General features: G+C 42.0%; 22 protein-coding genes and 1 pseudogene. 8 read left to right on the top strand and 15 right to left on the bottom strand.

Annotation, left to right across the window (positions count from 1 at the left end; all coding sequences use genetic code 11):
- Positions 1 to 113: 113 nt before the first annotated feature.
- Together NXG61_RS14005 and NXG61_RS14000 are read left to right on the top strand one after the other, a co-directional pair.
- Positions 114 to 2831, top strand: a complete 2718-nt coding sequence (locus NXG61_RS14005) for a sigma-54-dependent transcriptional regulator (RefSeq protein ID WP_196605561.1) — start codon at positions 114 to 116, stop codon at positions 2829 to 2831.
- A gap of 152 nt (positions 2832 to 2983) precedes the next feature.
- Positions 2984 to 4225, top strand: coding sequence for an IS256 family transposase (locus NXG61_RS14000; RefSeq protein ID WP_432748928.1), 1242 nt, complete (start codon positions 2984 to 2986; stop codon positions 4223 to 4225).
- 133 nt (positions 4226 to 4358) lie between these two features.
- On the opposite strand, the gene NXG61_RS13995 is transcribed toward NXG61_RS14000, so the two are convergent.
- The gene (locus NXG61_RS13995) at positions 4359 to 4724 is read right to left on the bottom strand and encodes a YezD family protein (RefSeq protein WP_196605560.1); all 366 of its coding nucleotides are present in this window, start codon (positions 4722 to 4724) and stop codon (positions 4359 to 4361) included.
- A 310-nt stretch (positions 4725 to 5034) separates the two neighbouring features.
- Between NXG61_RS13995 and NXG61_RS13990 the strand changes: the two genes are divergently transcribed.
- Positions 5035 to 5244, top strand: coding sequence for a hypothetical protein (locus tag NXG61_RS13990; protein ID WP_307224852.1), 210 nt, complete (start codon positions 5035 to 5037; stop codon positions 5242 to 5244).
- Positions 5245 to 5307: 63 nt separating this feature from the next.
- Here the strand turns inward: NXG61_RS13990 and NXG61_RS13985 are convergent, their stop codons facing one another.
- Together NXG61_RS13985 and NXG61_RS13980 are read right to left on the bottom strand one after the other, a co-directional pair.
- A complete protein-coding gene (locus tag NXG61_RS13985) occupies positions 5308 to 6045 on the bottom strand; it encodes an NADPH-dependent oxidoreductase (protein WP_196605558.1) in 738 nt (245 codons plus the stop codon).
- A gap of 22 nt (positions 6046 to 6067) precedes the next feature.
- Positions 6068 to 6694, bottom strand: coding sequence for an NAD(P)-dependent oxidoreductase (locus NXG61_RS13980; protein WP_196605557.1), 627 nt, complete (start codon positions 6692 to 6694; stop codon positions 6068 to 6070).
- Between the two features lie 142 nt (positions 6695 to 6836).
- On the opposite strand from NXG61_RS13980, the gene NXG61_RS13975 reads away from it, so the two are divergent.
- On the top strand, positions 6837 to 7184 hold the full coding sequence (locus NXG61_RS13975) for a winged helix-turn-helix transcriptional regulator (RefSeq protein ID WP_196605556.1): 348 nt from the start codon (positions 6837 to 6839) through the stop codon (positions 7182 to 7184).
- Between the two features lie 131 nt (positions 7185 to 7315).
- On the opposite strand, the gene NXG61_RS13970 is transcribed toward NXG61_RS13975, so the two are convergent.
- A complete protein-coding gene (locus NXG61_RS13970) occupies positions 7316 to 8224 on the bottom strand; it encodes a DMT family transporter (protein ID WP_307224850.1) in 909 nt (302 codons plus the stop codon).
- Positions 8225 to 8586: 362 nt separating this feature from the next.
- Between NXG61_RS13970 and NXG61_RS13965 the strand changes: the two genes are divergently transcribed.
- The 4 genes and pseudogenes from NXG61_RS13965 to NXG61_RS13950 all read left to right on the top strand — a co-directional run bounded on the left by NXG61_RS13965 (position 8587) and on the right by NXG61_RS13950 (position 10622).
- Positions 8587 to 8925: a DMT family transporter gene (locus NXG61_RS13965; protein ID WP_196605555.1), complete on the top strand. Its 339-nt coding sequence runs from the start codon at positions 8587 to 8589 to the stop codon at positions 8923 to 8925.
- Positions 8918 to 9238, top strand: coding sequence for an SMR family transporter (locus NXG61_RS13960; protein ID WP_269140353.1), 321 nt, complete (start codon positions 8918 to 8920; stop codon positions 9236 to 9238). The genes NXG61_RS13965 and NXG61_RS13960 overlap by 8 nt, the downstream gene beginning before the upstream one ends.
- A 472-nt stretch (positions 9239 to 9710) precedes the next feature.
- A pseudogene (locus tag NXG61_RS13955) lies at positions 9711 to 9858 on the top strand (methyl-accepting chemotaxis protein); the annotation flags it as partial.
- 44 nt (positions 9859 to 9902) lie between these two features.
- Positions 9903 to 10622 (top strand): cache domain-containing protein, encoded by a 720-nt coding sequence (locus NXG61_RS13950; protein ID WP_370871684.1) that lies wholly within the window; start codon positions 9903 to 9905, stop codon positions 10620 to 10622.
- A 72-nt stretch (positions 10623 to 10694) separates the two neighbouring features.
- On the opposite strand, the gene NXG61_RS13945 is transcribed toward NXG61_RS13950, so the two are convergent.
- Genes NXG61_RS13945 through NXG61_RS13895 form a run of 11 tightly spaced genes read right to left on the bottom strand, consistent with a single transcriptional unit; the run spans position 10695 to position 23309 of the window.
- Positions 10695 to 12011, bottom strand: coding sequence for an O-acetylhomoserine aminocarboxypropyltransferase/cysteine synthase family protein (locus NXG61_RS13945; RefSeq protein ID WP_196605552.1), 1317 nt, complete (start codon positions 12009 to 12011; stop codon positions 10695 to 10697).
- A 36-nt stretch (positions 12012 to 12047) separates the two neighbouring features.
- Positions 12048 to 13388, bottom strand: a complete 1341-nt coding sequence (locus tag NXG61_RS13940; RefSeq protein WP_307224846.1) for a nitrogenase component 1 — start codon at positions 13386 to 13388, stop codon at positions 12048 to 12050.
- Between the two features lie 3 nt (positions 13389 to 13391).
- Positions 13392 to 14864, bottom strand: a complete 1473-nt coding sequence (locus NXG61_RS13935; RefSeq protein WP_307224844.1) for a nitrogenase component 1 — start codon at positions 14862 to 14864, stop codon at positions 13392 to 13394.
- A gap of 19 nt (positions 14865 to 14883) precedes the next feature.
- Complete coding sequence (locus tag NXG61_RS13930) at positions 14884 to 16242, bottom strand: nitrogenase component 1 (protein WP_307224842.1); 1359 nt, start codon at positions 16240 to 16242, stop codon at positions 14884 to 14886.
- A gap of 24 nt (positions 16243 to 16266) precedes the next feature.
- Positions 16267 to 17781 carry a nitrogenase component 1 gene (locus NXG61_RS13925; RefSeq protein ID WP_196605548.1) on the bottom strand — a complete coding sequence of 505 codons (1515 nt, stop codon included), beginning with the start codon at positions 17779 to 17781 and terminating at the stop codon, positions 16267 to 16269.
- 21 nt (positions 17782 to 17802) lie between these two features.
- Entirely contained in the window at positions 17803 to 18621 is an 819-nt protein-coding gene (locus NXG61_RS13920) for a MetQ/NlpA family ABC transporter substrate-binding protein (protein WP_196605547.1), read from the bottom strand.
- 28 nt (positions 18622 to 18649) lie between these two features.
- Positions 18650 to 19360: a methionine ABC transporter permease gene (locus NXG61_RS13915; protein ID WP_307224838.1), complete on the bottom strand. Its 711-nt coding sequence runs from the start codon at positions 19358 to 19360 to the stop codon at positions 18650 to 18652.
- Positions 19357 to 20142 (bottom strand): methionine ABC transporter ATP-binding protein, encoded by a 786-nt coding sequence (locus NXG61_RS13910; protein WP_196605545.1) that lies wholly within the window; start codon positions 20140 to 20142, stop codon positions 19357 to 19359. The genes NXG61_RS13915 and NXG61_RS13910 overlap by 4 nt, the downstream gene beginning before the upstream one ends.
- An 8-nt stretch (positions 20143 to 20150) precedes the next feature.
- Positions 20151 to 21062: a PLP-dependent cysteine synthase family protein gene (locus tag NXG61_RS13905; RefSeq protein ID WP_307224836.1), complete on the bottom strand. Its 912-nt coding sequence runs from the start codon at positions 21060 to 21062 to the stop codon at positions 20151 to 20153.
- A gap of 1 nt (position 21063) precedes the next feature.
- Positions 21064 to 22227 carry a trans-sulfuration enzyme family protein gene (locus NXG61_RS13900; protein WP_196605543.1) on the bottom strand — a complete coding sequence of 388 codons (1164 nt, stop codon included), beginning with the start codon at positions 22225 to 22227 and terminating at the stop codon, positions 21064 to 21066.
- A 53-nt stretch (positions 22228 to 22280) separates the two neighbouring features.
- Complete coding sequence (locus NXG61_RS13895; RefSeq protein ID WP_307224834.1) at positions 22281 to 23309, bottom strand: ABC transporter substrate-binding protein; 1029 nt, start codon at positions 23307 to 23309, stop codon at positions 22281 to 22283.
- Between the last annotated feature and the right edge of the window lie 31 nt (positions 23310 to 23340).

The following is a 23340-nucleotide window of genomic DNA, read 5'->3' as shown; positions in this document are numbered from 1 at the left end:
ACTTTTATCAAAATGTTGATGAAATTTTTTGCAGGTCATTTTACATTAAACAACTTATTTCACGGTGTTTATTTTGGAAGAAGGCACAAAATAATTATATTGGAGTTTACATTATGAAACGTATCGAACGAATTTATGCCTATATGAGACAGCTTTATGAAACGGGTGCATTGAGGGAGAGAGGACTAACAGCTGTTCAGATCGCGCAGCATTTAAATATTCTGCGCAGCAATGTAAGTCGTGAGCTGAATGAACTTTATAGACAAAAAAAAATAGAAAAATCAAGGGGAAGACCTGTATTATATTTCTATAATGACGGTAAAGTAAAAGATTCTCTGAAAAAAATAAAAGTAAAGGGTAATGATGAACGGACCAATGTATTCAGTAAGTTTGTGGGAGCAAGCCTGAATGCACAGATTGATCAAGCCAAAGCAGCTATAATATATCCACCTGACGGGCTCCACACTCTTATTTTGGGACAGACCGGTGTGGGAAAAACTTTGTTCGCCCACATGATGTTTGAATATGGAAGAGAGGCAGGGCGATTTAAGCAGAATGCCCCTTTTGTAACATTCAACTGCGCTGATTATTACAATAATTCTCAACTTTTGATATCACATATTTTTGGTCACATTAAAGGTGCTTTTACCGGAGCGGATACCAGTGCTGTCGGTTTGATGGAATCAGCTGATGAGGGCGTACTTTTCCTTGACGAAGTTCATCGCCTGCCGCCGGAGGGGCAGGAAATGATATTCTATTTTATGGATACGGGCACCTTCAACAGATTGGGAGAAACAAAGCGGGAAAGAAAAGCACGTGTGCTTATTGTCTGCGCGACAACAGAAGATCCCGATTCTGTGCTGACGAGAACATTCAAACGGAGAATACCGAATATTATTGAAATACCACCGTTATCTGAACGGCCTATAGAAGAAAAGCTGGAAATTACAAAGCTGCTGTTCTTAAAAGAATCGCGCTGCATAAAAAGACCGATAAAGGTAAGCGGTGACGCAATAAAGGCTTTGATCGGAAATATAGGCCCGGGAAATGTCGGACAGCTTGAATCCAACATAAGGCTGTTATGCGCGCAAGGGCTGCTCAATATAAAAAACCGCAAATATATAGAAATAGATTATCATATACTGCCGCAGCAAATAAAGTCCGGTATATTGGCTATGAGCACTAAAAGACAGGATATGGCCGCTATTTCGGCGACAATAGGCAATGAGTTTTATGTTACTCCTGACAGCAAGGGAAAACTGCCTAAAGAGGCTGAAGATGAGAAATTCAATCTTTATCAAATGGTAGAAAATAAGGTGAAAATTTTAAAGGGTGAAGGAATTGCGGATGATGTAGTGCAGCAGGTAATGATCGCTGATGTTAATGCGTATTTAAAGGATTTTTATATAAAACAAAAACAGAATGTTACATTATCCGTGCATGACCGTCTTTTGAAAATAATCGATGCGGATATGGTGGATTTTACGCAGCAGGTAGCTGATATAGTGGCTGATAAAATAAATCTGATATCTAAGGAAAGATTTTTATATGCGTTTGGCTTGCATTTAAGTGCTTTATTTGCTCGTAATAAAGAAAAAAAGCAATTTCGTAATTCTTTGTCAGGGGTGGTAAATACTTCTACGTTGGAGTTCGAGCTGGCACAGGAAATCAAAAAAATGATTGAAGATCATTATAATATCAAGATCGCTGTCTCAGAAACGGAATATTTTGCTATGCTTTTACAGTCTTTAAAGCAGGAAGATATAACGGATAAAATTGTTATTGCTGTTGCGATGCATGGAAATTATACAGCCAGTTCTGTTTGTGATGTTGCCCGCAAATTATTCAGTGCAACAAAAGTGAAGCTTGTTGCGTTTGATATGCCCCTTGAATGCCGGCCTAATGAAATGCTTGACCGCATAGTAGAAAAATTGCGGCATATCAATTGCAGTCAGGGGCTGCTGCTTATGGCGGATATGGGATCCTTATGCAATTTTGGGCCGCTGATACAGGAAAAGCTTAATATATCGGTAATGACTATCAGCATGGTTACTACTCCGTTGGTATTGGAAGCAATGCGCAAAGTGGATATGGCAGGAATTACGCTGCAGGCGGTTTGTGATTCATTGAAATCTTTCGGCGGGTATGATGACAGTACCATTCTGTCAAACAATGAAAAAAACGACATAATAGTTACTATTTGCAGCTCCGGTGAGGGAACTGCCGAAAAACTCAAACAGATGATCCGGGATATTTTACTCAATGCAGGAATTATGCATGTTAAAATAATACCCATAAGCATATATGATATGAAGGAAAATATAAAAAAATTATCGGAGAAATATAATATACTGGCTTCAGTCGGTATTATGGATCCACAGATAGAGGCTCCCTTTATTCCCTTGGAAACGATATTGAGCGGCAAGGATAACGCGTTGCTATGCCAGCTGCCGGGGACTGGTTTTGTTCCGCAGGGTACAGAAAATGGCAATGTGGTCCTGCGTCATTTATGCGCTGATTCATTGAATGAAATACTTTTATATCTGAATCCGGATAAAGTAATTAATTTATTGATGGAATTTACTGAAAAACTGGAGAAAAGTTTTGGCACGGAGTTTTCAAATGCTCAAAAATTGAAGATAGTTGTTCATACAGGGTGTGCGCTGGAACGGCAGGTGACACATAACGATATAAAATATAACAGCGATCTCGCGGGAACGATCGACCCGTTAAAATTGGCTAAGGTGAAGGAAGCATCGCTTGTATTTGGGAGAATACTTCGAATTGATCTGAACAATGATGAACTGTCTTATATTGCGTCCATGATATAATATCGATATCTTCTTGGAACGTCTTGGACATGGATGAATTTGCTATATATAAAGGAAGCGAGCCTATGAAAAAATCTCTGTAAACAAACTTCCACTCGAAGTCATAAGGTCTTCTATGGTACAATCTAGTCATAGGAGGAGGCCTTTTTATCATGGCAAAACAGCGCAAAGAGATTCACAAGGTTGAAATGACCGATGGAAAGCGGGCTATTATCCAGCAGCTCTTCCAAGAGTATAACATCGAGAAACCAAATGACATCCAAGATGCCCTGAATGATCTGCTTGGTGGCACCATCAAGGAGATGATGGAGTCTGAAATGGATGAACACCTGGGCTATAGCAAATCGGAACGCTCCGACAGCGAGAACGCCCGTAACGGTTATAAACCAAAGCAAATGAACAGCAGTTATGGCAGCTTTCAGATTGACGTTCCTCAGGATCGGCAATCCTCATTCAAGCCACAGGTTGTCAAGAAGCGTCAGAAGGACATCTCTGCCATTGACCAGAAAATAATTTCCATGTATGCCAAAGGGCTGACGACCAAGCAAATTTCTGAAACCATCGAGGATATCTATGGGTTTGAGGCATCAGAAGGCTTCATATCGGATGTCACTGACAAAATCCTGCCCCAGATTGAAGAGTGGCAGTGTCGGCCACTTGCCAGCGTCTATCCTATTATCTTTATTGACGCCATTCATTTTTCGGTACGTCATGACAGTATTGTCAGCAAGTTGGCTGCATATGTTGTGCTCGGCATCAATGAGGATGGCTACAAAGAAGTACTCGCCCTTGAAGTCGGTGAAAATGAAAACAGTAAATACTGGCTGAGTGTTCTGAACGGTCTTAAGAACCGCGGCGTCCAGGATATTCTTATCCTCTGCTCGGACGGACTCACAGCGCTTAAGGAAGCTATTGCTGCAGCCTTCCCAAAAACAGAACACCAGCGCTGTATTGTGCATATGGTACGTAATACCCTTAAATATGTAGCCAATAAGGACATGAAGAATTTTGCCAGAGATCTTCGGACGATCTATACCGCTCCTGACGAAAAAACCGCTGTCAGACGGTTAGAGGAAGTAGATCAGAAATGGACGTCCCAGTATCCAGCAGCCATGAAACGGTGGCATGATCACTGGGATGTCATAACACCAATCTTTAAGTTTTCGATAGATGTTCGTACAGCTTTCTATACAACGAACACCATTGAGAGTTTAAATTCTTCCTACCGCCGTTTAAACCGTCAGCGAAGTGTTTTCCCAAGTTCACAGGCTCTGCTCAAGGCTTTGTACCTGTCCACTTTCGAGGCTGCCAAGAAATGGACTATGCCACTTCGGAATTGGGGAAAGGTAAGAGGTGAACTGGTCATCATGTACTCTGACAGATTACTGGCATGATAGCTCTAACGAAATGACGATTTATTAATTCTTTATTAACTATCATAGAAGACCTTATTTACAGACTTTTATTCATAGCCCCAAGGAAGCCGTCGGCTGTTCAGCCGACGGCTTCCTTTATATATAGCAAATTTTAAATACCTTCGCCGTCCATTCCTGTAAAACCCTGAAAACGATGCTTTTCCGTTCGTTCAACCTGTACTACTCGCCCGGATTTTATTATTATGACGATATTTCCATATTCCAAGCTGCTAAACTCCTGCTGAATTTTTTTACATATAGAATCATAGTTTGTAAGAGTAGCCTTTGCAGCGTACTGATCATATTTGGCGATATCAGCCAAACGAATCTTTTCGTTTCTTTCCACTTGAATCAAGCAGGAATTCTGCACTATTAAGGTAATTTCTCCGTGAAAAACGTCCTTCAGCAGTTTTGTAATAATTTTCATAGTACCGCTATTTATTTTTGATAATGCCGTTGTATTTTTAGCAATTGCCATTTTATTCTCTCCGTTTGAATCAACAATATATTATAAATAATATATGATCAAATTAATATGGGTAATTATAATAAATTATATAAATTTTGTCAATGTTTACTAATGCTTATTTTTGGGTAACCAAAAATAATAAATTCATAAAAATAGATTAAGTTTTGAAGATGATGCACATGTATCAGGTAAATAAATTATAAAGAATGTACACAGATAAAATAGTTTCTGTCATAGTTTTGTCATAATTTATTGCTACCATTATTTTAGGAAAAGTTATTATTTACTTTCTTCATCTAAATTGGCGGGAGGTTTTATTATGAAGAGTAAAAAAATGTTAATTTCTTTATCTGCTGCGCTGGCAATAACAGCTTTTTCATTTACGGCGTTTGCAGCAGCCGGGTCCGGTACAGATGCAAATAATGCTGCTGTTTCATCTGCAGCTGCATCAGATCAGGGCAGCCAGTTCTGCGGCGGATACGGCAGAGCAGGTGGGGATAAAGATGGTGTCTATAATTGTTGGGATTGATTTTTCTGATATGACAAAAAAGGAGCCGTTTGGGCTCCTTTTTTGTTCAAATTATTATTTTATTTATTTATCGTTTAAAAAACCTTGCTTTTTCATTGTCGGATAAACTTGGGGAAAGTAGACCTGCTTATAGGCACCGGTTACCTGTGAACTCCAGTCAGTTTGTTTGTCGCCGCGCTCTTTGTAATAGTCTTCCATTTTTTTATCGTATTCGTCAATGGCATTTTGTACACCGTCTTTCTGATATACTTCCTCATGAACAAATGTACCGGACGGAAAGCGCGGTTTTAAAGCGGATGGATCGGCAGGATAACCGATGACAAGTCCGACTAACGGATAAGTATATGGGGGAAGTTCAAGCAGGTTGATCATTTGTGCGGGATCACGCCGCACTGCGCCGATAGGAACAATGCCCAATCCCAGTGACTCCGCTGCGATGATCGCTGCTCCCATAGCTATGCCCGCATCGACAGCACCTACCAATGTTCCTTCCACGCTTTCATGAATCACTTGCCTTTGTCCGTTCTTCCTGCAAGCCAAATCTGAGCGATAAAAATCGGCAGTAAAAATGACTAAAACGGGAGCCTGCGCTATCCAGGGCTGATCACCGGTAAGGTGAGCAATTTTTTGGCGTTTATTTTTATCCTTTATCACGATAAGTGAAAGCTGCTGCCCGTTTATGGATGTCGGCATAGACTGAGCTGCCTGTAAAATTTCATTCAGCACCGCGTCAGGAATTGGTTTGTCCAGATAATGACGTATAGAGCGATGATTTTTTATAGTTTCAATAACATCCTTCATAATGGACACGTCCTTTTAATACTTATTTACCAACAACAGAGATTCTCTGCCGTATATGGTTGCCCTTCACAGCTTCATCAATCATGGCAATGGCATAATCAGCATAGCTTAAAATACTTTCGCCTTTAGAATTAACGGTAAATTCTTCGCCTGCTAAAATATAACTGCCGGTTCGCGCACCATCATAACGAAAATCAGCTGCGGGACTTATGAAAGTCCAGTTCACATCACTTATCTTACGCAGATTGTCCAGGGCTTGACTCATGCTTGAAGCTACAGGTTTGAAAGAATCAGGAAAATCCGGTGCGTCGATAAGCTTTAAAGTATGCTCAGCATTGGTATAAAGACTGCCTGCCCCGCCGATAATGAGCAGACGATTAGGCTTTTCCTTTAGAACATCAGCCAGATGCTTTAGGGACGTTATATGCTGTGCAGCATTTTCCGAGGTGGTGCCGACTGCGTCAATGATCACATCAAAGGCTTTTAAATCATCATAGCTTAAATCAAATAAGTCCTTTTGTATTGCCTTAACAGCGTCACTTTTGTTTTCATGGCGAACGATTGCTGTGACATCAAGGTCTCTGCTCAGAGCTTCTTTCACAATTAAGCGTCCGGCCTTTCCGTTGGCACCGATAATACCGATTTTCATGATAAATTACCTCCAATTAAAATTGTGTTTTTTCTTCTATAGGTTTATAATACAGCCATAAGGAACAATAGTAAAGTAAGCACCTTAGAGTAACATAGTTACTAAAATGAAACTATTAATAACTGCAAGGAGAAAAACGGTTATGAAAAAAATATTACCGGCTTGTCCGGTAGAAACTACTTTAATGCTGATAAGCGACCGTTGGAAAATTCTAATAATACGTGATCTTTTAAGCGGTACAAAAAGATTTGGTCAGTTGAAAAAATCTATTGGCAATATATCGCAAAAAGTATTAACGGCAAACTTGCGGTCCATGGAAGAAACAGGACTTGTCAATCGTAAGGTTTTTGCCGAAGTGCCGCCGCATGTTGAATATACTCTTACAGAAACAGGTTACAGTCTTGATCCTGTCCTAAAGGCTATGTATAACTGGGGAGAAGAATATAAATGGAGAGTTAATTCAGACGGCGCTTTGACGCCGCCTGAATAGTAGTCAAAATTATCCAGGGACTTAGCCGCTCTTTACTCACCGCTTGCAGAAGCGGGAGTATTAGAGCGGGTTAGTCATCGGATAAAAATAAAATGGCATGAAGTTACAGAAATAGGCCCTGAAAGCGAGGCTTATTTTTTTTTTGACGCAAAATAATTTGCACCGGCTACTCCTATTAGAATAGGGAAGGAACCAATTACTTGATAATAATGAAACGGTTCTTGTAAAAAAACAACTCCTGCTGCTATTGTTATCAAAGTACCGAGATTCGCAAATAAGCTCATTTTTGAAGCATCTATTTTGCCAAGTGCGTAATTGGACAGAAAAGCACTGGTGAACGAAGATAGAATACCAAGATATAAAATGGCAAAGAAAAAATATTTATCCCTAAAAGGGGAAAAATAAGAAACCGGCGTATTATTCAGGGTATGTTGAATCAAAGCGGCGCAGTTGAATATTACCATGCCAAAAGCTGTCATGAAGTAAGTAAGAACAGTGGCAGAATATTTTTTTATCAGGTTTTTGGCTAAAACATTGTAGGCCGCTGCGGCCAATGTTGAAAGAAAAATAAGGATAATGCCCAGGGTATTGCCGTTTTGCTCTCTATTTCCGCTCATGATAAATATATATATTACGCCGGACACGGATAACAGCGTAAAGAGATTTTCGCGCATAGATGAATATTCTTTAAGGAAGATTATAGCCAGCAGAAGGGTAAGAATAGGAACACAAGCCTGAATTATTCCCGCCTCGGCAGATGTTGCGTATGCAAGACCAAAGGCTTGAAAGAAGAAAAATAAAACAGGATAAAGAAGTGACAATGGCAATATAGAAAAAAAATCTTTTACACCAATATGGATTTTTTTCCTGCTGAATAGAAAAATAAGAGAACCTGTCAGAAAAGCGATGGAAAAGCGGTCAGCCAATATATCCACCGGGGCTGCAGTACGCAGCGCTATTTTTACGAACATGAACGAAAGTCCTATGATCAGTGTATATATGAGCGCAGCTGTATAAGCTTTAAATTTTGCATTCATCATGTAATGGCCTCCATCTGATGTAAACTTATGGGTAATATATTTTTCCCGCTGTCTGCGAGCGACAGAAGAAAAATTTGTCTAACTGTATAAGAATCAATATTCTTTTAACTTATATTTTAATATAATAAAATAATATATACAAATAAAATAATATATACACTATTCAGGCTTTATAAAGGAGCAAACAAGAGCAGATGAGCGGAGATATAAGGAAACATGCAGCCAGAGGCATAAAACATTGATAGTCCGGAATAGGTACAGAAGATTGATCGTTAATCCTGTTGGACAGTACATAGTTTAGTGTGATACTATATATATGTAAAGAATAGTGATTGTATTGATAATGTAAGGGGTTCGATATTATGAAGCAATGGTATGCACTGATATTTGCTGTCATTGCGGAAGTTTCAGGTACTACGATAATGAAAAAATTTGGCAATGATGAATCGATTATGATGTATTGCATTATTTTTTCTTTTATAGGTATCTCCTATTTCCTTCTGGCCAAGGCTGTGACAAGGATACCTATGAGCACAGCATATGCTTTTTGGGAGGGCGTCGGTCTTGCCGCTATAACCTTTATTGGCTGGTCTGTATTTGAAGAAAAGCTGCCAATTGCTAAAATAGTGGGTTTTTCAGCAATTTTTATTGGTATCATTTTGCTGAATTTTGGTACCGTATGCGGTGAAAAACATGAATAAGGGCATTATATTTTTGATAGGAGCGGTAATAATGGATATTGCAGCCAATATATTGCTGAAAAATTCGGCCGGTTTTAAACGTAAATTATATGGATTTTTTGCTGTCATCTGCATATTTACCGCGTTTTTTCTATTGGCTCAGGCTGTAAAAACAATGGATATCAGTATTGCTTATGCATTATGGGGAGCTGCGGGAATGCTTATTACCGGTATTCTTGACGTTATGTTTTACCACGTAAAATTAAAGAGCAGCGCTTTGCTGGGGTTGTTGTGCATGATAATCGGCATCGTAATCATTCAGACAATGGATTGAGTAATTTATAGGGAGTTTTGGTAAGGAATATTGCTGCGGCAAAATATAATTCGAAGCTTTCGAAAAGTAAATTTAAAAACATACTGGTGGTAAGCTGCCCTCCATAAGCTGGACTGGAATCCAGCTTATGGAGGGCAATTTTTGCAGGAAAAATCCCAGTGAAAATAGTATTAATGATATTTATTTGTATTGATATATTTGTCTAAATAAGTATAATATAATATTTATTAAAATATTTATTGATTTTGAAAAAAAATTCCTTTATACTTCTATATTTAGAAGGGATTTTGCATATAAAATTCCTCTGCAAAAAGCATCAATGTAAATATTATATAGATTGGATTATTCATCGAAAAATCGGTATTTTGCAAAAGGGGCAATTTGAATGGAAAATGATAAGGTAATCGATTCATCTATTTTGCTGACAGAATTGAAAGAAGCAACACAGAAAATGGGAAAGGTGAATAAATCTATTCAAAGTATAGCAAAACAGACCAATCTGCTGTCGCTTAATTCTGCAATAGAAGCAGCAAGGGCCGGTGAGGCAGGACGAGGATTCAGCGTTGTAGCGGAAGAAATAAAAAAACTTGCCACAAAGAGTCTTGGATCGACTAAAGAAAGTGATACTATTATTCAAAATATAGTAAATAAAGCTAATGAGGTAATGGGTGTTCGTACAGCCGATGTAGCTTATGATGTTATGGATAAAATAGAACGAAATCTTTTTGAACGGAACTGCGATGCACAGGCCTGGGCTGAATTCGTACCGGTAAAGCTTTGTCTGTCTGACGGCAGTCCGGATATTATCCAGAGCGGCTGCACATTTTTAAAAAATATTGTGGATATTTATGAGGTTTATCTCGATCTTTACATATTGGATTTAGATGGAAAAATTATTGCCGCAGCCGTTAATCAAAGTTCTATAGGGAAGGATATGCATACGCATGAATGGTTCAGCGACGCAAAGAAACTGAATAAGATATCGGCCTCAGAGCTATATATATCTTCTACAGCTGACAGTCCGACAGTTGCGTATACTTCGCCTGTTTTAGATGACAAAGGTAACCTGATAGGCTATTTTTCTTCACGTTTCAATTGGAATTATATTTATGATATAGTAGATTCTGCTAAAATCGGGACTTCGGCACAAATTTACGTGGTTAATGCAGACGGTATTGTTATTGCAGCAAAAGATCATTCCAATGTTCTGAAAAATAGCTTGAAAAGCATACCGGCAGTGAATAAAGCTATTTCCGGTGAAACGTATGGTTATCATATAGAAGACAGCAAAGGCCGTTCAGAAATATTTGGCTATGCGCATTCTCGCGGTTATAATGCCTATAAGGGAAAGGGCTGGTCTTGTATAGTCAGTGAAATGCTTTAAAGAAATATATATGACTGACATAAATCTTGAAAAATAATGGACCGTTCCCAATTCTTCATTGGGAACGGTCCATTATTTTTCAGCCGTTTTAAATGCAGTATGAAATGCTTGTGTCAGGTCATTTATGAGATCTTCAGGATCTTCAAGACCGATAGAAAGGCGAATCAGGTTTTCGGGAATATCAGCCGCTGCTTTTTCATGCGGTTCTAATTCACCGTGTGTCGTTTGGGGTGAATTTACCAGCAGAGAGCGTACATCACCGATATTGACGTGGTAATGAAATAATTTGATGCTGTCGATGAATATTTCTAACTGTTTTGGGGTGCCCTTGAAGCCAAAAGCCAATAGGCCGCCTACACCTTTTGGAAAATATTTTTCAGATAATTTGTGGTAGGGGCTGTTTGGCAGAGAAGCGTAGCGCACCCATTCGGTATGTTCGTTTTCTGCTAGAAAAGCGGCAATTTTTTCCGCATTTTTTGTCTGCCGGGAAACACGCACCGATAATGTTTCCAGTCCCAGCAGTACAAGATAGGCATCAAACGGTGAGAGTGCCGCTCCGAGATATGCCAGATAATGACGTCTTATCTGAAAGCAAAACGGCGCATCAGGGAAAACTTCCAGAAAACTGCGCGGCTTATTGTTTTCATCACGCAGTGTCCAGTGTTTTTTGGCAAAATAGGGGAATTTACCACTGTTCCAGTCAAAGGTGCCGCTTTCCAGGATAAGTCCTGCAATAACATTTCCATGCCCGCTCAGTGCCTTGGTTGCCGAGTAGACTACGATATCGGCTCCATGTTTAAGAGGATTGAGCAGATATGGCGTGGCAACTGTATTATCGACTACCAGCGGTATTTTATTGTCGTGTGCGATTTTTGCCAAAGCCTCAATATCCAGAAGAACACCGTTGGGGTTGCTGATGCTTTCAATATATATTGCTTTGGTGTCAGGCGTTATTTCCTGTGCCAGTTTTTCCGGGGATTCGATATTTTTTGCTATATTTATATTGACATGAAATCTCGGAAATATTTTTTTAAAACTGTCTGCCGTTCCTCCGTAAAGATAAGGTGTCGTAAGAATGCTTCCGCCTTCTTCAGTAAGACTGAGCAATGTATAAGCGATTGCCGCCATGCCGGAACCGACAGCGAGAGCTCCTGAAGCTCCGTCAAGAATTTTTATCCGTTCTTCGAGCACCGTTCCTGTATAATTGCCGACACGTGAATAAACACATCTGGCCTCTTTGAATTGAAATAGATTTCGTGCATCCTGTACACTGGCAAAATCATAGGCTGCCGACTGATATATAGGCGGTGATACCGCATAATTATGTTCCTTTGCATTATAACCGGCATGTATCTGTGCTGTTTCAAATCCATAATCTGGTGCAGTCAAATTAAACATCTCCTTTAAATGATGAGCTTTATATCATTATCTGTAACTTGCCAGGACGGTATTGAATATGTCTTCCATTACTCTGAGGCCGCCGTGAAAACCTGCGTACCCCGTACTTAAAACCAGCCGATAAGGTGACGGTACGGAGGCGGATATAAAATCAAATCCTTTTTCCCGGGACAATTCCTTATCCCAGCCGCTGCCGATAAGAAGCCCTCTGCCTTCATGCACAATATTTCTGACAATATCCTGGACTTTCCCCGCATCCGGTTCAAAAGTCAGAGGAACAATTTTTTTTGCCGATATGCTTTGCAGATCTTCGCGTATGCTTTGTTGAAATTTTTCCGGGGTATTGTCGACTATGAATTGTTCTTTAGGAACGATGCCCGTTTCGTGCAGCAAGAATTTTGCCAGACCGGTGACATATCCTGCGTCATGGATAATATGAACATAACTCGGCAGTCCATAACGGAATTCCAGCAAAAATGTTGCCAAATTATCAAGCTCTTCGTAATATGCCGCGCTCGCGCGTTTTATAAAATTTTCTGCTTTAGGATAGTCCAGCCGAACATTCAGTCCTTCCGCAAATTTCAGGACACCGTGCAGAAATTTTTCTGTTTCATTTGCTCCTATCGGTATATGGGGAAATTTGAAGAATGGCTGTTCATATATATTTTCGAGGTGTTCAACAATGCTTTGTCCGTACCAGGGTGAGATAAGCACATTAAAATTTGCCCGCGGTATCTGTTGCCATTCCGCAACGCCGTCTGATTCAGGTCCGAATAAGACATGTACTTTGAATCCCAGCTGTTCCAGAAGATATTTGTAAGTCCTGAGATTGCCTTTCCAAAATTGATCCTGATAGGGTATTGAGGCAAATAGGTTGATTGTCTTCTTTTCGCTTCTCACAGGATTGTCGTTAACGAATATATTTGTATACTGATCGATTATTGCCTTTACCACATCGCTGTGCGCCACAAAATTATTGCTTTTGAAACCTGCTGTTTCCACTGTAACTATTGGCCGGCCCGCTTCACGGAATTCATCGGCAAGGCTGTCTATATCATCACCTACGATGCCAGCCGTGCAGCCGGTCAAAATAACCTGCAGATCACTGTTCAGTATCTTATAAGAGTTGGCGATTATTTTGCGGAGCTTCTCAATTCCGCCGAAAACAACTTCGCTTTCACTGAAATTAGTACACGGAGAGGTGCTTCCTCCGGCATATCCCGTAGAACGTTCAAAGAAACCTCTGACCATCATACCGCAGCCGGGACCGGAATGCAGTATCGGCAGCGCTTTAGGTATTGCAACCACACTTTGCAGTGCGCCTATAGCACAGGTGTAGCGCTCTTGTTCAATCATCTTGCCTGCCATCCATTATCCCTCTCCCTTTAAAAATGTATATGGTTTTTGTTCCAGCCACCAGCTTGTATAAGGATTGATCGTATGTTTTTCGAGATTCTTTACAAACTCATCATTTTCGATAACCTCTATGAGTCGGTTCCCGTATCTGATAAGCCCTTCATAACCCATACTGAAATGCTCATCACCTATAAGCAGCGACGGTATGCCGAACTTTGCGCCCCAGAGTGTCATACCGCCGTGTCTGGCCAGCAATACATCCGGTTTTAAATGATGCAGCATATTCACAAGCTCAAATTCCTGTTTATCACAGACATTGTAGTTTGGAATGTTGCCATAATCGCGCACAGTCTGCGCCAGGGCATCAGCTTCATCAGTATTGCTGTCATAGACGGGATCGTGATGAAATATTGCCGCCCCTACAGCTCTCAACCCTAATTCTCTCAATACAGAAAGCAAAGCATGGCCGTGTGCCGCACCGGCGGTAACATAAGCAAGCTTGCCTTTTAATTTTTCTCTTATTTTTTCCAGCTGCGGCAGATATTCTGCTTTTTTTTGCACTATAAGCTGCTCGGCAATTTCTTCCTTTCCTAGGATCCTTCCCAGTTCACGGAACCATCTGTCAGTTTGTGCTACGCCATAAGGAGGTGGTGTTTTAAGTTCAGGAACACCAAATTCCTGTTCCAATGCTGCGCCGAGATAAGAACCCAGTGTGGGGCAGGCTTGGATGGTGACAGCTGCTTCGGAGGAATGGGAAAGGCTGTCTATCGTCGAATAGGGTGTTATATAGTTTGGTTTTGCGCCAAAAGCGGCAAACCATTGTGTAAATACATCGCTTCCCCAGAAATTGATGACATTGATGACATCTTTTCTGTGCACCTCCGCCGGTTTTATTAATTTGCGCGCTATGCCGTGATAGCCGGCATCGAAACCGCTGGTCCATACTTTTGAACGGAAACCCTCACAAAAAATAGCTATAATTGGGATGCCGAGTTCTTTTTCTGCCTCATCAGTCACACTTTCTATATCATCGCCTATGATGGCTGCGGCACAGGTAGACAGGACAAAAATTGCCTTTGCCTGTGTTCTTTTATATACACTTCTGATTGATTCGGCCAGCTTGTCGCCGCCCCCGTATACTGTTTCTTCTTCACCTATATTTGTAGAAAATATCCTTCGCTGAGTGGGGCGGGCCACATTGCGCAATGGCGCATTTACTCGGTAGGTGAAGGCAAATTCATGCAGACAGGAAGCGCAGCCGACAGGACCGTGGCAGATGACCGCGGCATCCTGTATCAATGTCACCATACATGCCGCCTTGCTTATAGAGCAGTCTAAGCATTGGCTGAATGACCGTTTTTGATCGCATAACTTACCGCTGCCGGAGCATTTTACCAGTTCTTCCGCATTTCCCTGAAAGCCCGTTATGGAGCCGAGACGATTTTCCCTGACTTCAACTTCCGGCATATTAAGATTTATTTTTTTCATGTCAAGCTCTCCCCCGCATTTATGCCGATTTGCTTATAACAGTAGTGAATATTTTTTCTAAAAGGCTGAGAGCACCTCGGTAACCGACATATTTTTTATTCAGAACAACTTCATAGGATGCAGGAAATCCCACTTCTACTATGCTGCCGCCCAGTTTTTTTGTTGTATCACGTTCCCATGTAGTGCCGAATATTATAGGCGGACGGTGGCCGTAGTTTACATTTTCCAATAACGCGTTGATTTCATAGCCATCTTCCAGAAAAACTACCTCTGCAGAAACATCGGTATCCAGTTTTTGATACTCCGCACTGATAGCCGGGCGGTATCGTTCAGGCGGATTATCTGTAATAATTTGCTTTGCCGGAATCAGTCCCAGCTGTTTTACCAGAAATTTATTTATAGCCAGATTATAGGCACTGTCACCGATAACCGCATAGGAAGAAGGCAGCCCCCACCAGTATTCCGCATAAAAGTCTGTAAAATGTTCCAGATAGTAGTAGTATTCCTTTTCTTCAGCAGCAATGAATTCTTCCGCTTTTTGTTTATTATGATCTGCAAAATTTACTACTTTTCGGAGAAATTCGGCAGTCTGATCGGCACCTATGGGTAAAACGGGAATATGCAGGTATGGTTGATCATATTTTTCCTCCAGATATTTTGCGGTAGAAAGGCCCAGCCATGGAGAAATTACCAAATTAAACTGGGCTTTTGGTATGTTTTTCCATTCTTCTACGCCTTCAGAATTGTTGCCGAAAAGAATGTTTACACGGAAGCCTGCTCCCTGAAGAATTCTTTTTAATTCGGCAAGATCTCCCCGCCAAAAAGTATTTTGGAAGGGAAGTTCTGACCACACGTTTATAAGACCTTTTTGCTTTTGGGAATGCGCCGTCGTGTATTTATCAACGAACTGCTCGATTATTGCCTTCACTACTATTTCATGACCAATAAAATTATTGCCCTTGAAGCCTCCTGTTTCTGCGTTTACGATAGGAATGCCTTGCTTTTGAAATTGGTCGACTACGGCACCCACATCATCACCGACCAGCTCACCAATACAGCCGTTTAATACAACGAACAGATCAGCTTTGAGGATTTTGAGACTGGCTTCGATCAATTCCTGCAGGCGTTTGGCTCCGCCGAAAACAACATCATTTTCCTGCAGATTGGTGCTGGGAATGACTGCACCGCCGGAATAGCCGCCGCCCTGAAAGCCGTTGTAAAAGCCGAGGCTCATGTACTGCTTGTCAACACAACCGGGACCGCAGTGAGCGATCGGCATGGCCCCGGGGATAGCCGAAACGGAATGAAAGGCGCCCAGAGCGCAGCCGTAACGGACCTGATTGATGGAATTGTTTTTTTTATTTTTGCATATATCCATATTTAAACCTCTCTATTGTGGAAATCATATTTTGTTTTGTCGTGCCAGAATATACGGATCTTTTTGTTTTATCCACCAATCTGTATACGGAAGCTTAACATGAGCCTTGATACTGTTATGAAATTTTTTGCGGGCCAGTATATCCAGAATAGTTTCCCCCAGATTGATTATTCCCTGATAGCCTATAGCAATATGTTCGTCCCCCAGAGGAGCCGCCGGAATGCCAAGCCTTGAGGCAAGAGGAGCTAGACCGTTATGTCTGATGAGCATAAAATCGGGATGGACTTTTTGTAAAAAAGCATATAATTGATATTGCTGGCGGTTGCTGACATGAAAATTTTCGACATTTCCATAATTTTTCAGCAGATGGCCCAGGGAATCTTCTTTCTCATCACCGCTGTCATAAACAGGGTCGTGGTGGAAAACCAGAGAGCCGTTTACCTCGACATCCAATTCACGCAGTACCTGTATCAGGCCGTGAGAATATGCGGAGCCTGTCGCTACATAGCCTTTTATACCTTTTAGTTTTTCTTTCAGCTCCGCAATGCGGGGAAGGACTCTTTTATGCTCATTTTCAATATATTTTTCGGCCAATTCTTCCCTGTGGGTCACGCGTGCCAGTTCACGCAGCCAGGCGTCTGTACCGGCAAAGCCATAGGGCATCGGTGCCTTGACTTCCGGTACACCAAAATGCTGTTCCAGCGCAGCGGCCAGATAGGAGGATAGGGTATAGCAAAATCCTACAGTTGCTGCAGCCTCCGACATTTTCGCCAGATCTTCGACAGATGCCAGATCGATAACATAGTTGACTCTTAGATTCAAATTTGCCAGCATCGGCGTAAACACGTCGGAACCCCATAAATTTATTACGTTGACCAAGTCTTCCTGCTTTTTAGGGTTTTTGCGGACGAGCTGCCGCAGAATGCCATGCTGTGTGGCGTCAAAACCTGTACTCCAGTGTTTTGAGCGAAATCCCTCGCAGGCCATTGGTATGATCGGCACACCGATTTCCTCCTGCTTTTCCCGGGCAATACTTTCGACATCTTCACCGATAATACCGGTCGCGCATGATGTAGCGATGAATATGGCTTTGGGTTCATAGCGCGTCCATGCGGAATCAATGGCGCTGCGTAATTTGTCAGCGGCACCGAATACTACATCGTCTTCGCCAAGATTGGTGTTTATTATTCGTATATTTTCTACTTTATGGCCGCGCATCGCAAGGCCGTTGCGGTAGATGGAATTATACGGCACCTGTCCGGCACCGCAGCCGATAGGGGCATGCTGTATTAAAACGGCGTCACGGACATTGCCGGCCTGACATTCAACCATCTGTTCACTGCAAACCGATCCCTGCGAAAATGGACCCTGTAATTCACATAAACGGCAGCCCTTGCCGCTGCCGCAGCCTGCTGCTCTGCCCGCAAAATTGGATTGACGGTGCAGCTCTTCAATGTCGCCGTCCCAGGCAATGATCGTTCCGAGCCGTTGTTCGCGCGGCTGCACTTCCGAAATATCAAGATTAATTTTTTTTTGCATTTGCCGAACCTCCTTTTACTGTCATGCTGCTGGAATAACTGCACCCTTATATTTTTCCTTTATAAAATTTTTTGTATCGTCTGAACGCAGCTCTTTTACAAGTTCCTGTATAGCCGAATCGTTTTCCCGTCCTGATTTTACTGCGATGATATTGGCATAGGGTGAATTGCCGTCCTCACGGAATAAATTAGTTGTCGGATCTATGCCTGCCTCTAAAATTTTATTGGTATTTGTTATATAAATGTCAAAATCTTCCGACATGTTTATTATCTGCGCCGAATCAATTTCTTTTATCGAAACGGGTTTTACATACTGCGATACATCGGTAAGGCTGGCCCGGAGTGAGTCAAGATCAGGTCGGAGCTTAATGAAGCCGGCCTGTTCCAATATTTTAAGTGCCCGATATTCGTTGGTGGCGTCGTTGGGGATAACGATTGATGCATTATCGGGTATTTCACTCAGCTGTTTATATTTTACCGAGTATGCTGCTATCGGTTCTACATGGATATTTCCGGCATTTACCACGTGCCCGTTGTTTTTTTCATTCCATTCCTTTAAATACGGATAATGCTGATTGAAATTGGCGTCGACTTCACCGCTTTCTACTCGAGAATTCCAGGTCCCGTCCGATGCTGCCGAAATTATTTCCAAATCAATACCTTTCTGCGCTAACTTTGGTTTAACAAACTCAAGCAGCTCACTGTGCGGTACGAGATCGGCCAGTATGGTCAGTTTTTTTCCATCTGTTTGTCCGGATGTCTGTGTGGCATTGGAATTTGAACAGCCTGCGGTTAGTATAATAAACATGCCCGACAATAAGGCTGCAATAATTTTTTTCATTCATATTCCCCCATTAAAGCATATGTCTTTAAAGCATATGTCTTTTTCTCAATATCATATGAGCCAATAAATCCCCTATGAATTGAACCGCCTGAACTATGAGCACAAGAGCAGTCACTGTGGCGATCAGCACATCATGCTGAAATCTGTTGAATCCGTATCGTACGGCAATATCGCCTAGTCCGCCGGCACCAAAGCTTCCTGCCAGTGCTGTCATTGAAATTATTGACACCAGCGCCACAGTGAAGGAATGTATCAGTGTGGGAACTGATTCTGGCAGCATCACGCTGAAGATTATTCTCCATATACCGCTGCCCATCGCCTTGGCTGCTTCTATCTTTCCCTTGGAAAGTTCCGCAAGTGCTCCCTGCACCAATCGCGCATACATTGGGACACAGCTTGCAACTAATGCTATTATGCAGGCATTTGTACCATAGGATTTACCAACGATCACTCTGGCTATAGGCAGCATCAATATGATCATGATTATTTCCGGCAGAGACCGCAATCCGTTTATAACAGCACCAAGCACGCGATGCGGCAGAGGCAGCGGCAGCAGTCCGTCATCAGCCGTTATTGTCAAAATAAATCCCAGACAAATTCCTATTATCAAAGTAAATACAGCTGCCCAGAACACCATATATAAGGTGTCACCGATGGCCGGTATAATCATTTTCCAGACATCCGGTCCGAATGCACTTACCAATACTTCATACAGTGAATGCGTTCGCAGACTCATATTCCCGCTCCCTCCACAAATAATGACTGCTGCTGAAATTGATGATGAACTTTCATAAACATTTGCAGTGTTTCACTTGAAGGGGCACTAAAGACGTTTTTAGTATCACCGTATTCTGCAATTTTTCCCGCTTCAAGAATAGCCATTCTGTTGCATATATATTGAATTACCGACAGCTCATGGGTTATAAGAATAATTGTCAGATCCAGTTTTTTATTTATTTTCTGCAATAGTTCCAATATGGAAAAAGTAGTCTGTGGATCAAGTGAGCTGGTCGCCTCATCGCTTAACAATACTTTTGGTTCATTGGCGATTGCCCGGGCAATGCCCACTCTCTGCTTTTCTCCTCCCGAAAGGGCTCCGGGATAAGCATTGGAGCGATGCTCCAGATTTACCAGCTGTAAAAGCTCGCTGACACGCGCATTGATGGTCGAACTTTTAAATTTTTCTATATGCAGCGGATATGCAATATTTTCTGCTACAGTTTTGCTGTCAAACAGATTAAATGCCTGGAATATCATTCCAATGCTGCGCCGTTCTTTTTTCAGCTGACTTGAGGAAAGTGACGTTATTTCCCTGCCGTTTATGATTACAGTGCCGCTGTCTGGCTCTTCAAGTCTGTTGAGGCATCTTATTAAGGTCGATTTGCCAGCACCGCTGAATCCGGCAATTCCAAAAATATCGCCTTTATCTATGCTCAGGTTAATATTATTTAAGACTCTAAAGGATTTATTGTCTGTCTTGAAGCTTTTTTCCAAATTGTGAATTTCAATAAATGCCATATTATCGCCTATCCGTATATTTTTTTGCTGAAATAGCGATCGCCGCGGTCGGGAAAAATGACTGCTATGTTGCCCTTGTTTATCGTAAAGGCCAATTTGAGTGCGGCAGCTAATGCCGCTCCGGATGATGTTCCCACAAAGAGGCCTTCGTACCGGGCCAGTAAACGTACTGACTCCAGTGATTCCTGATCGGATATCTTTATTACTTTATCCACAAGTTTCATATCCATTGTAGCGGGAACAAAATCATTGCCGATTCCTTCAATATCGTAGTCCTTATGTTCACCGCCTCCAAGCGTGGAACCGAGAGGGTCGGCAAGAATACCTTTAATGGCTGGTCTCTTTTCTTTTAAATAACGCAATGCTCCGCTGTATGTGCCGCCGCTGCCTGCACCGGCAACAAAATAATCTATCTCGGCATCCAGGTCTCTGTAAATTTCCGGTCCGGTGGTTTCATAGTGTGCCTGTGTGTTATCAAGATTATTAAATTGGTCAAAGGAGACGGCATCGGGGATACTGTCTTTTATTTCCTGCGCTTTTTTTGCCGCGCCAAGCATGCCGCCTTCACGCGGTGTGTTGATTATCTGTGCGCCGAGCGCCTTCATCAGGCATTGCTTTTCTGCTGAGAATTTATCGGGAACGACAAATATGACTTTGTAATTCTTGTTGAGCGCAGCCAGTGCTATGCCGATGCCTGTATTTCCCGCGGTAGCTTCTACTATCGTGGCTCCGGGAGTGATTTTCCCCTTTTTTTCCATTGATTCGAGCATGAAGACGCCAATGCGGTCTTTCACGCTGCCGCCCGGATTCCAAAATTCAAGTTTGGCGAAAATATTGACATTTTCCGGCAGGTTCAAATTATTCAGCTTAAGGAGCGGTGTTTTTCCGATCAGTGAATGAATGCCATTATAATATTTCATTTCAGGCCTCCGCTTTTTCAGCCGCCTGCTTTATGTCAGCCAGCAGATCCTCGTAGTCTTCGATTCCCACGGACAGGCGCAGCAGATTTTCTGTAATACCGATACGTTCTCTTATTTTCGGCGGTATGGATGCATGGGTCATGGATGCAGGCTGGCAGATGAGAGATTCCACTCCGCCCAGGCTTTCAGCCAGCGTAATTATTTTTAGGCTGTTTATAAATATTCTGTAATCATACTTTTTCTTTAATTCAAAAGTCAGCATGCCACCTGCCCCGTCAGCCTGCCTGTTCTGTATTTTATAACCGGGATGCTCAGGCAGGCCGGGATAATAAACTTCCTTTACCCAATTTTTAGTTTTCAGCCATTCGGCAATTTTCCCCGCATTTTGCTGATGGCGCTCCATTCTCACACCCAGTGTCTTTATGCCTCTTATCAGCAGGAATGAGTCATTCGGACCGAGAACACCGCCCGTAGAATTTTGAATAAAATATAATTTCTGGGCAAGTTCTTCCTGATCGACAACTACGATGCCGGCAATAAGATCACTGTGCCCGCCCAAATATTTTGTGGCACTGTGCAATACTATATCCGCTCCCAGTGTCAGCGGGCGCTGCAGGTAAGGGGACATGAAGGTATTGTCTACTATGGTCAGCACTCCGTGCTTTTTTGCCGTTTCCGCTACCGCTGCTATATCTGTTACTTCCAGCAGAGGATTGGTGGGTGTTTCCACTAAAACAGCTTTAACTTCTTTCGTGAGGTTTTTTTCTATTTCTGCTATATCTCCCGTATCAACAAATTGATAAGTAATGCCGAAGTTCACAAAAATTTTGTCCAGAATACGAAATGTGCCGCCATAGACATTCTTTGAGATCAAGATTTTATCTCCGCTGGAAAATAAGGTGAATACTGCCGCTATAGCCGCCATACCGGAAGCGAAAGCCAGTCCGTACCTGCCCTGTTCCAGTTCTGCCGTAAGTTTTTCCAATGCCTCACGTGTCGGGTTGCCTGTTCTGGAGTATTCATAACCGGTATTTTCACCAAGCCGTATTTGTTTGTAAGTAGAAGTCTGGTAAACAGGTATGTTTACTGCACCTGTTCGTTCGTCTCCATCTATGCCTCCGTGTATTAAAATAGTGTTTAAGCTGTGCATTCGTCCCTTTGCCATATGAATTCCCCTCACTGTTTTATTTTGTTTGTGCTTGTCCTGTGTAATTTATATTATTCATCCTTGACATCATCAAAAAATTGAAAACTGTTTTTCTGCAATGTATTTATATCTGTATTTTTATCCAGCATACCGATATCCTGCAGTTCCTTTGCCACTATACTGAAAGAATCATAAGCTTTCTGCACGGATGGAGTATATTTAAAAGTTTTTAGTATTGCAGCGTTCTTTTCGGCATCACCCGCTACATATTTTTTTTCTACCTGCAATTTGGCAGTTTCGTCGGGATTAGCCTGTATCCAGCGGCTGGCCTTCATCATTGCCCGAGTATATTTTGCGGCGGCTTCAGGATGTTCCGCAATTAATTTATTGCTTACATAAGCTGTGCAGCAGTATTGATCTTTATAAGGAGCATCCATAGCGGAATCGGCCAGCATATTCAGGCCGTATTGGTCAGCAGCTATGCTGGCAACAGGGTCATTGGCAGCTATTGCATCGACAGCGCCTTTTTCCAGGGCAAGAGGCAATTCGCTGTTGCTGAATACGACAAATTCAACTTCCATATTCTTTTCCGTTACACCTATGCCGTGCGCAGCCAAAACGCGTTTGGCAAATATTATAGGACTGCTGTTAAGGCTTGGCACACCTATCTTTTTCCCCTTGAGGTCTTCGATGGTTTTTATTTTGCCGTTATTGGGCACCAGAACTTTGTCGCAGCCGGTATGGAGACCTGCCGTAAGCTTAACGGGAAGCCCGTTCGATAACGGCTGGACCAGATTGGCCAGCAAATTGAAACCCGCATCGGTTTTTCCGGAACTGATGCTTTCAAAAGCCGTTCCCGGTGCAAGCTTTACAGCATCCACAGTCAAACCTTCTTCGGCAAAAAAGCCTTTTTCTATTGCCATATGCAGCGGTGCTTCACAAAGCGAGCCGCTGTAGCCGACTTTTAAAACGAAATTCTTATCATCGGCATTTTCCGGTGCGGGTCCATTTCCTTCCGCAGTATTTTTATCTTGTGTGCCGCAGCCGGCTATAGAAAGTAGCATCAGCACCAGCAGCATAAATAATATGAGTTTTTTCATTGTATTTATTCCCCTTGCAATATTTGAATAT

The organism is Pectinatus haikarae (assembly GCF_050916305.1).
In the GTDB taxonomy this organism is placed as follows: domain Bacteria; phylum Bacillota; class Negativicutes; order Selenomonadales; family Selenomonadaceae; genus Pectinatus; species Pectinatus haikarae.
This window is presented reverse-complemented; position numbering and strand designations above follow the sequence as displayed.

What these genes read in the sequence shown, in the direction of transcription:
- NXG61_RS14005 (WP_196605561.1), top strand. Translation starts at nt 114, where the DNA reads ATGAAACGTATCGAACGAATTTATGCCTATATGAGACAGCTTTATGAA.
- NXG61_RS14000 (WP_432748928.1), top strand. Translation starts at nt 2,984, where the DNA reads ATGGCAAAACAGCGCAAAGAGATTCACAAGGTTGAAATGACCGATGGA.
- NXG61_RS13995 (WP_196605560.1), bottom strand. Translation starts at nt 4,724, where the DNA reads ATGGCAATTGCTAAAAATACAACGGCATTATCAAAAATAAATAGCGGT.
- NXG61_RS13990 (WP_307224852.1), top strand. Translation starts at nt 5,035, where the DNA reads ATGAAGAGTAAAAAAATGTTAATTTCTTTATCTGCTGCGCTGGCAATA.
- NXG61_RS13985 (WP_196605558.1), bottom strand. Translation starts at nt 6,045, where the DNA reads ATGAAGGATGTTATTGAAACTATAAAAAATCATCGCTCTATACGTCAT.
- NXG61_RS13980 (WP_196605557.1), bottom strand. Translation starts at nt 6,694, where the DNA reads ATGAAAATCGGTATTATCGGTGCCAACGGAAAGGCCGGACGCTTAATT.
- NXG61_RS13975 (WP_196605556.1), top strand. Translation starts at nt 6,837, where the DNA reads ATGAAAAAAATATTACCGGCTTGTCCGGTAGAAACTACTTTAATGCTG.
- NXG61_RS13970 (WP_307224850.1), bottom strand. Translation starts at nt 8,224, where the DNA reads ATGATGAATGCAAAATTTAAAGCTTATACAGCTGCGCTCATATATACA.
- NXG61_RS13965 (WP_196605555.1), top strand. Translation starts at nt 8,587, where the DNA reads ATGAAGCAATGGTATGCACTGATATTTGCTGTCATTGCGGAAGTTTCA.
- NXG61_RS13960 (WP_269140353.1), top strand. Translation starts at nt 8,918, where the DNA reads ATGAATAAGGGCATTATATTTTTGATAGGAGCGGTAATAATGGATATT.
- NXG61_RS13950 (WP_370871684.1), top strand. Translation starts at nt 9,903, where the DNA reads ATGGGTGTTCGTACAGCCGATGTAGCTTATGATGTTATGGATAAAATA.
- NXG61_RS13940 (WP_307224846.1), bottom strand. Translation starts at nt 13,388, where the DNA reads ATGGCAGGCAAGATGATTGAACAAGAGCGCTACACCTGTGCTATAGGC.
- NXG61_RS13935 (WP_307224844.1), bottom strand. Translation starts at nt 14,864, where the DNA reads ATGAAAAAAATAAATCTTAATATGCCGGAAGTTGAAGTCAGGGAAAAT.
- NXG61_RS13930 (WP_307224842.1), bottom strand. Translation starts at nt 16,242, where the DNA reads ATGGATATATGCAAAAATAAAAAAAACAATTCCATCAATCAGGTCCGT.
- NXG61_RS13925 (WP_196605548.1), bottom strand. Translation starts at nt 17,781, where the DNA reads ATGCAAAAAAAAATTAATCTTGATATTTCGGAAGTGCAGCCGCGCGAA.
- NXG61_RS13920 (WP_196605547.1), bottom strand. Translation starts at nt 18,621, where the DNA reads ATGAAAAAAATTATTGCAGCCTTATTGTCGGGCATGTTTATTATACTA.
- NXG61_RS13915 (WP_307224838.1), bottom strand. Translation starts at nt 19,360, where the DNA reads ATGAGTCTGCGAACGCATTCACTGTATGAAGTATTGGTAAGTGCATTC.
- NXG61_RS13910 (WP_196605545.1), bottom strand. Translation starts at nt 20,142, where the DNA reads ATGGCATTTATTGAAATTCACAATTTGGAAAAAAGCTTCAAGACAGAC.
- NXG61_RS13905 (WP_307224836.1), bottom strand. Translation starts at nt 21,062, where the DNA reads ATGAAATATTATAATGGCATTCATTCACTGATCGGAAAAACACCGCTC.
- NXG61_RS13900 (WP_196605543.1), bottom strand. Translation starts at nt 22,227, where the DNA reads ATGGCAAAGGGACGAATGCACAGCTTAAACACTATTTTAATACACGGA.
- NXG61_RS13895 (WP_307224834.1), bottom strand. Translation starts at nt 23,309, where the DNA reads ATGAAAAAACTCATATTATTTATGCTGCTGGTGCTGATGCTACTTTCT.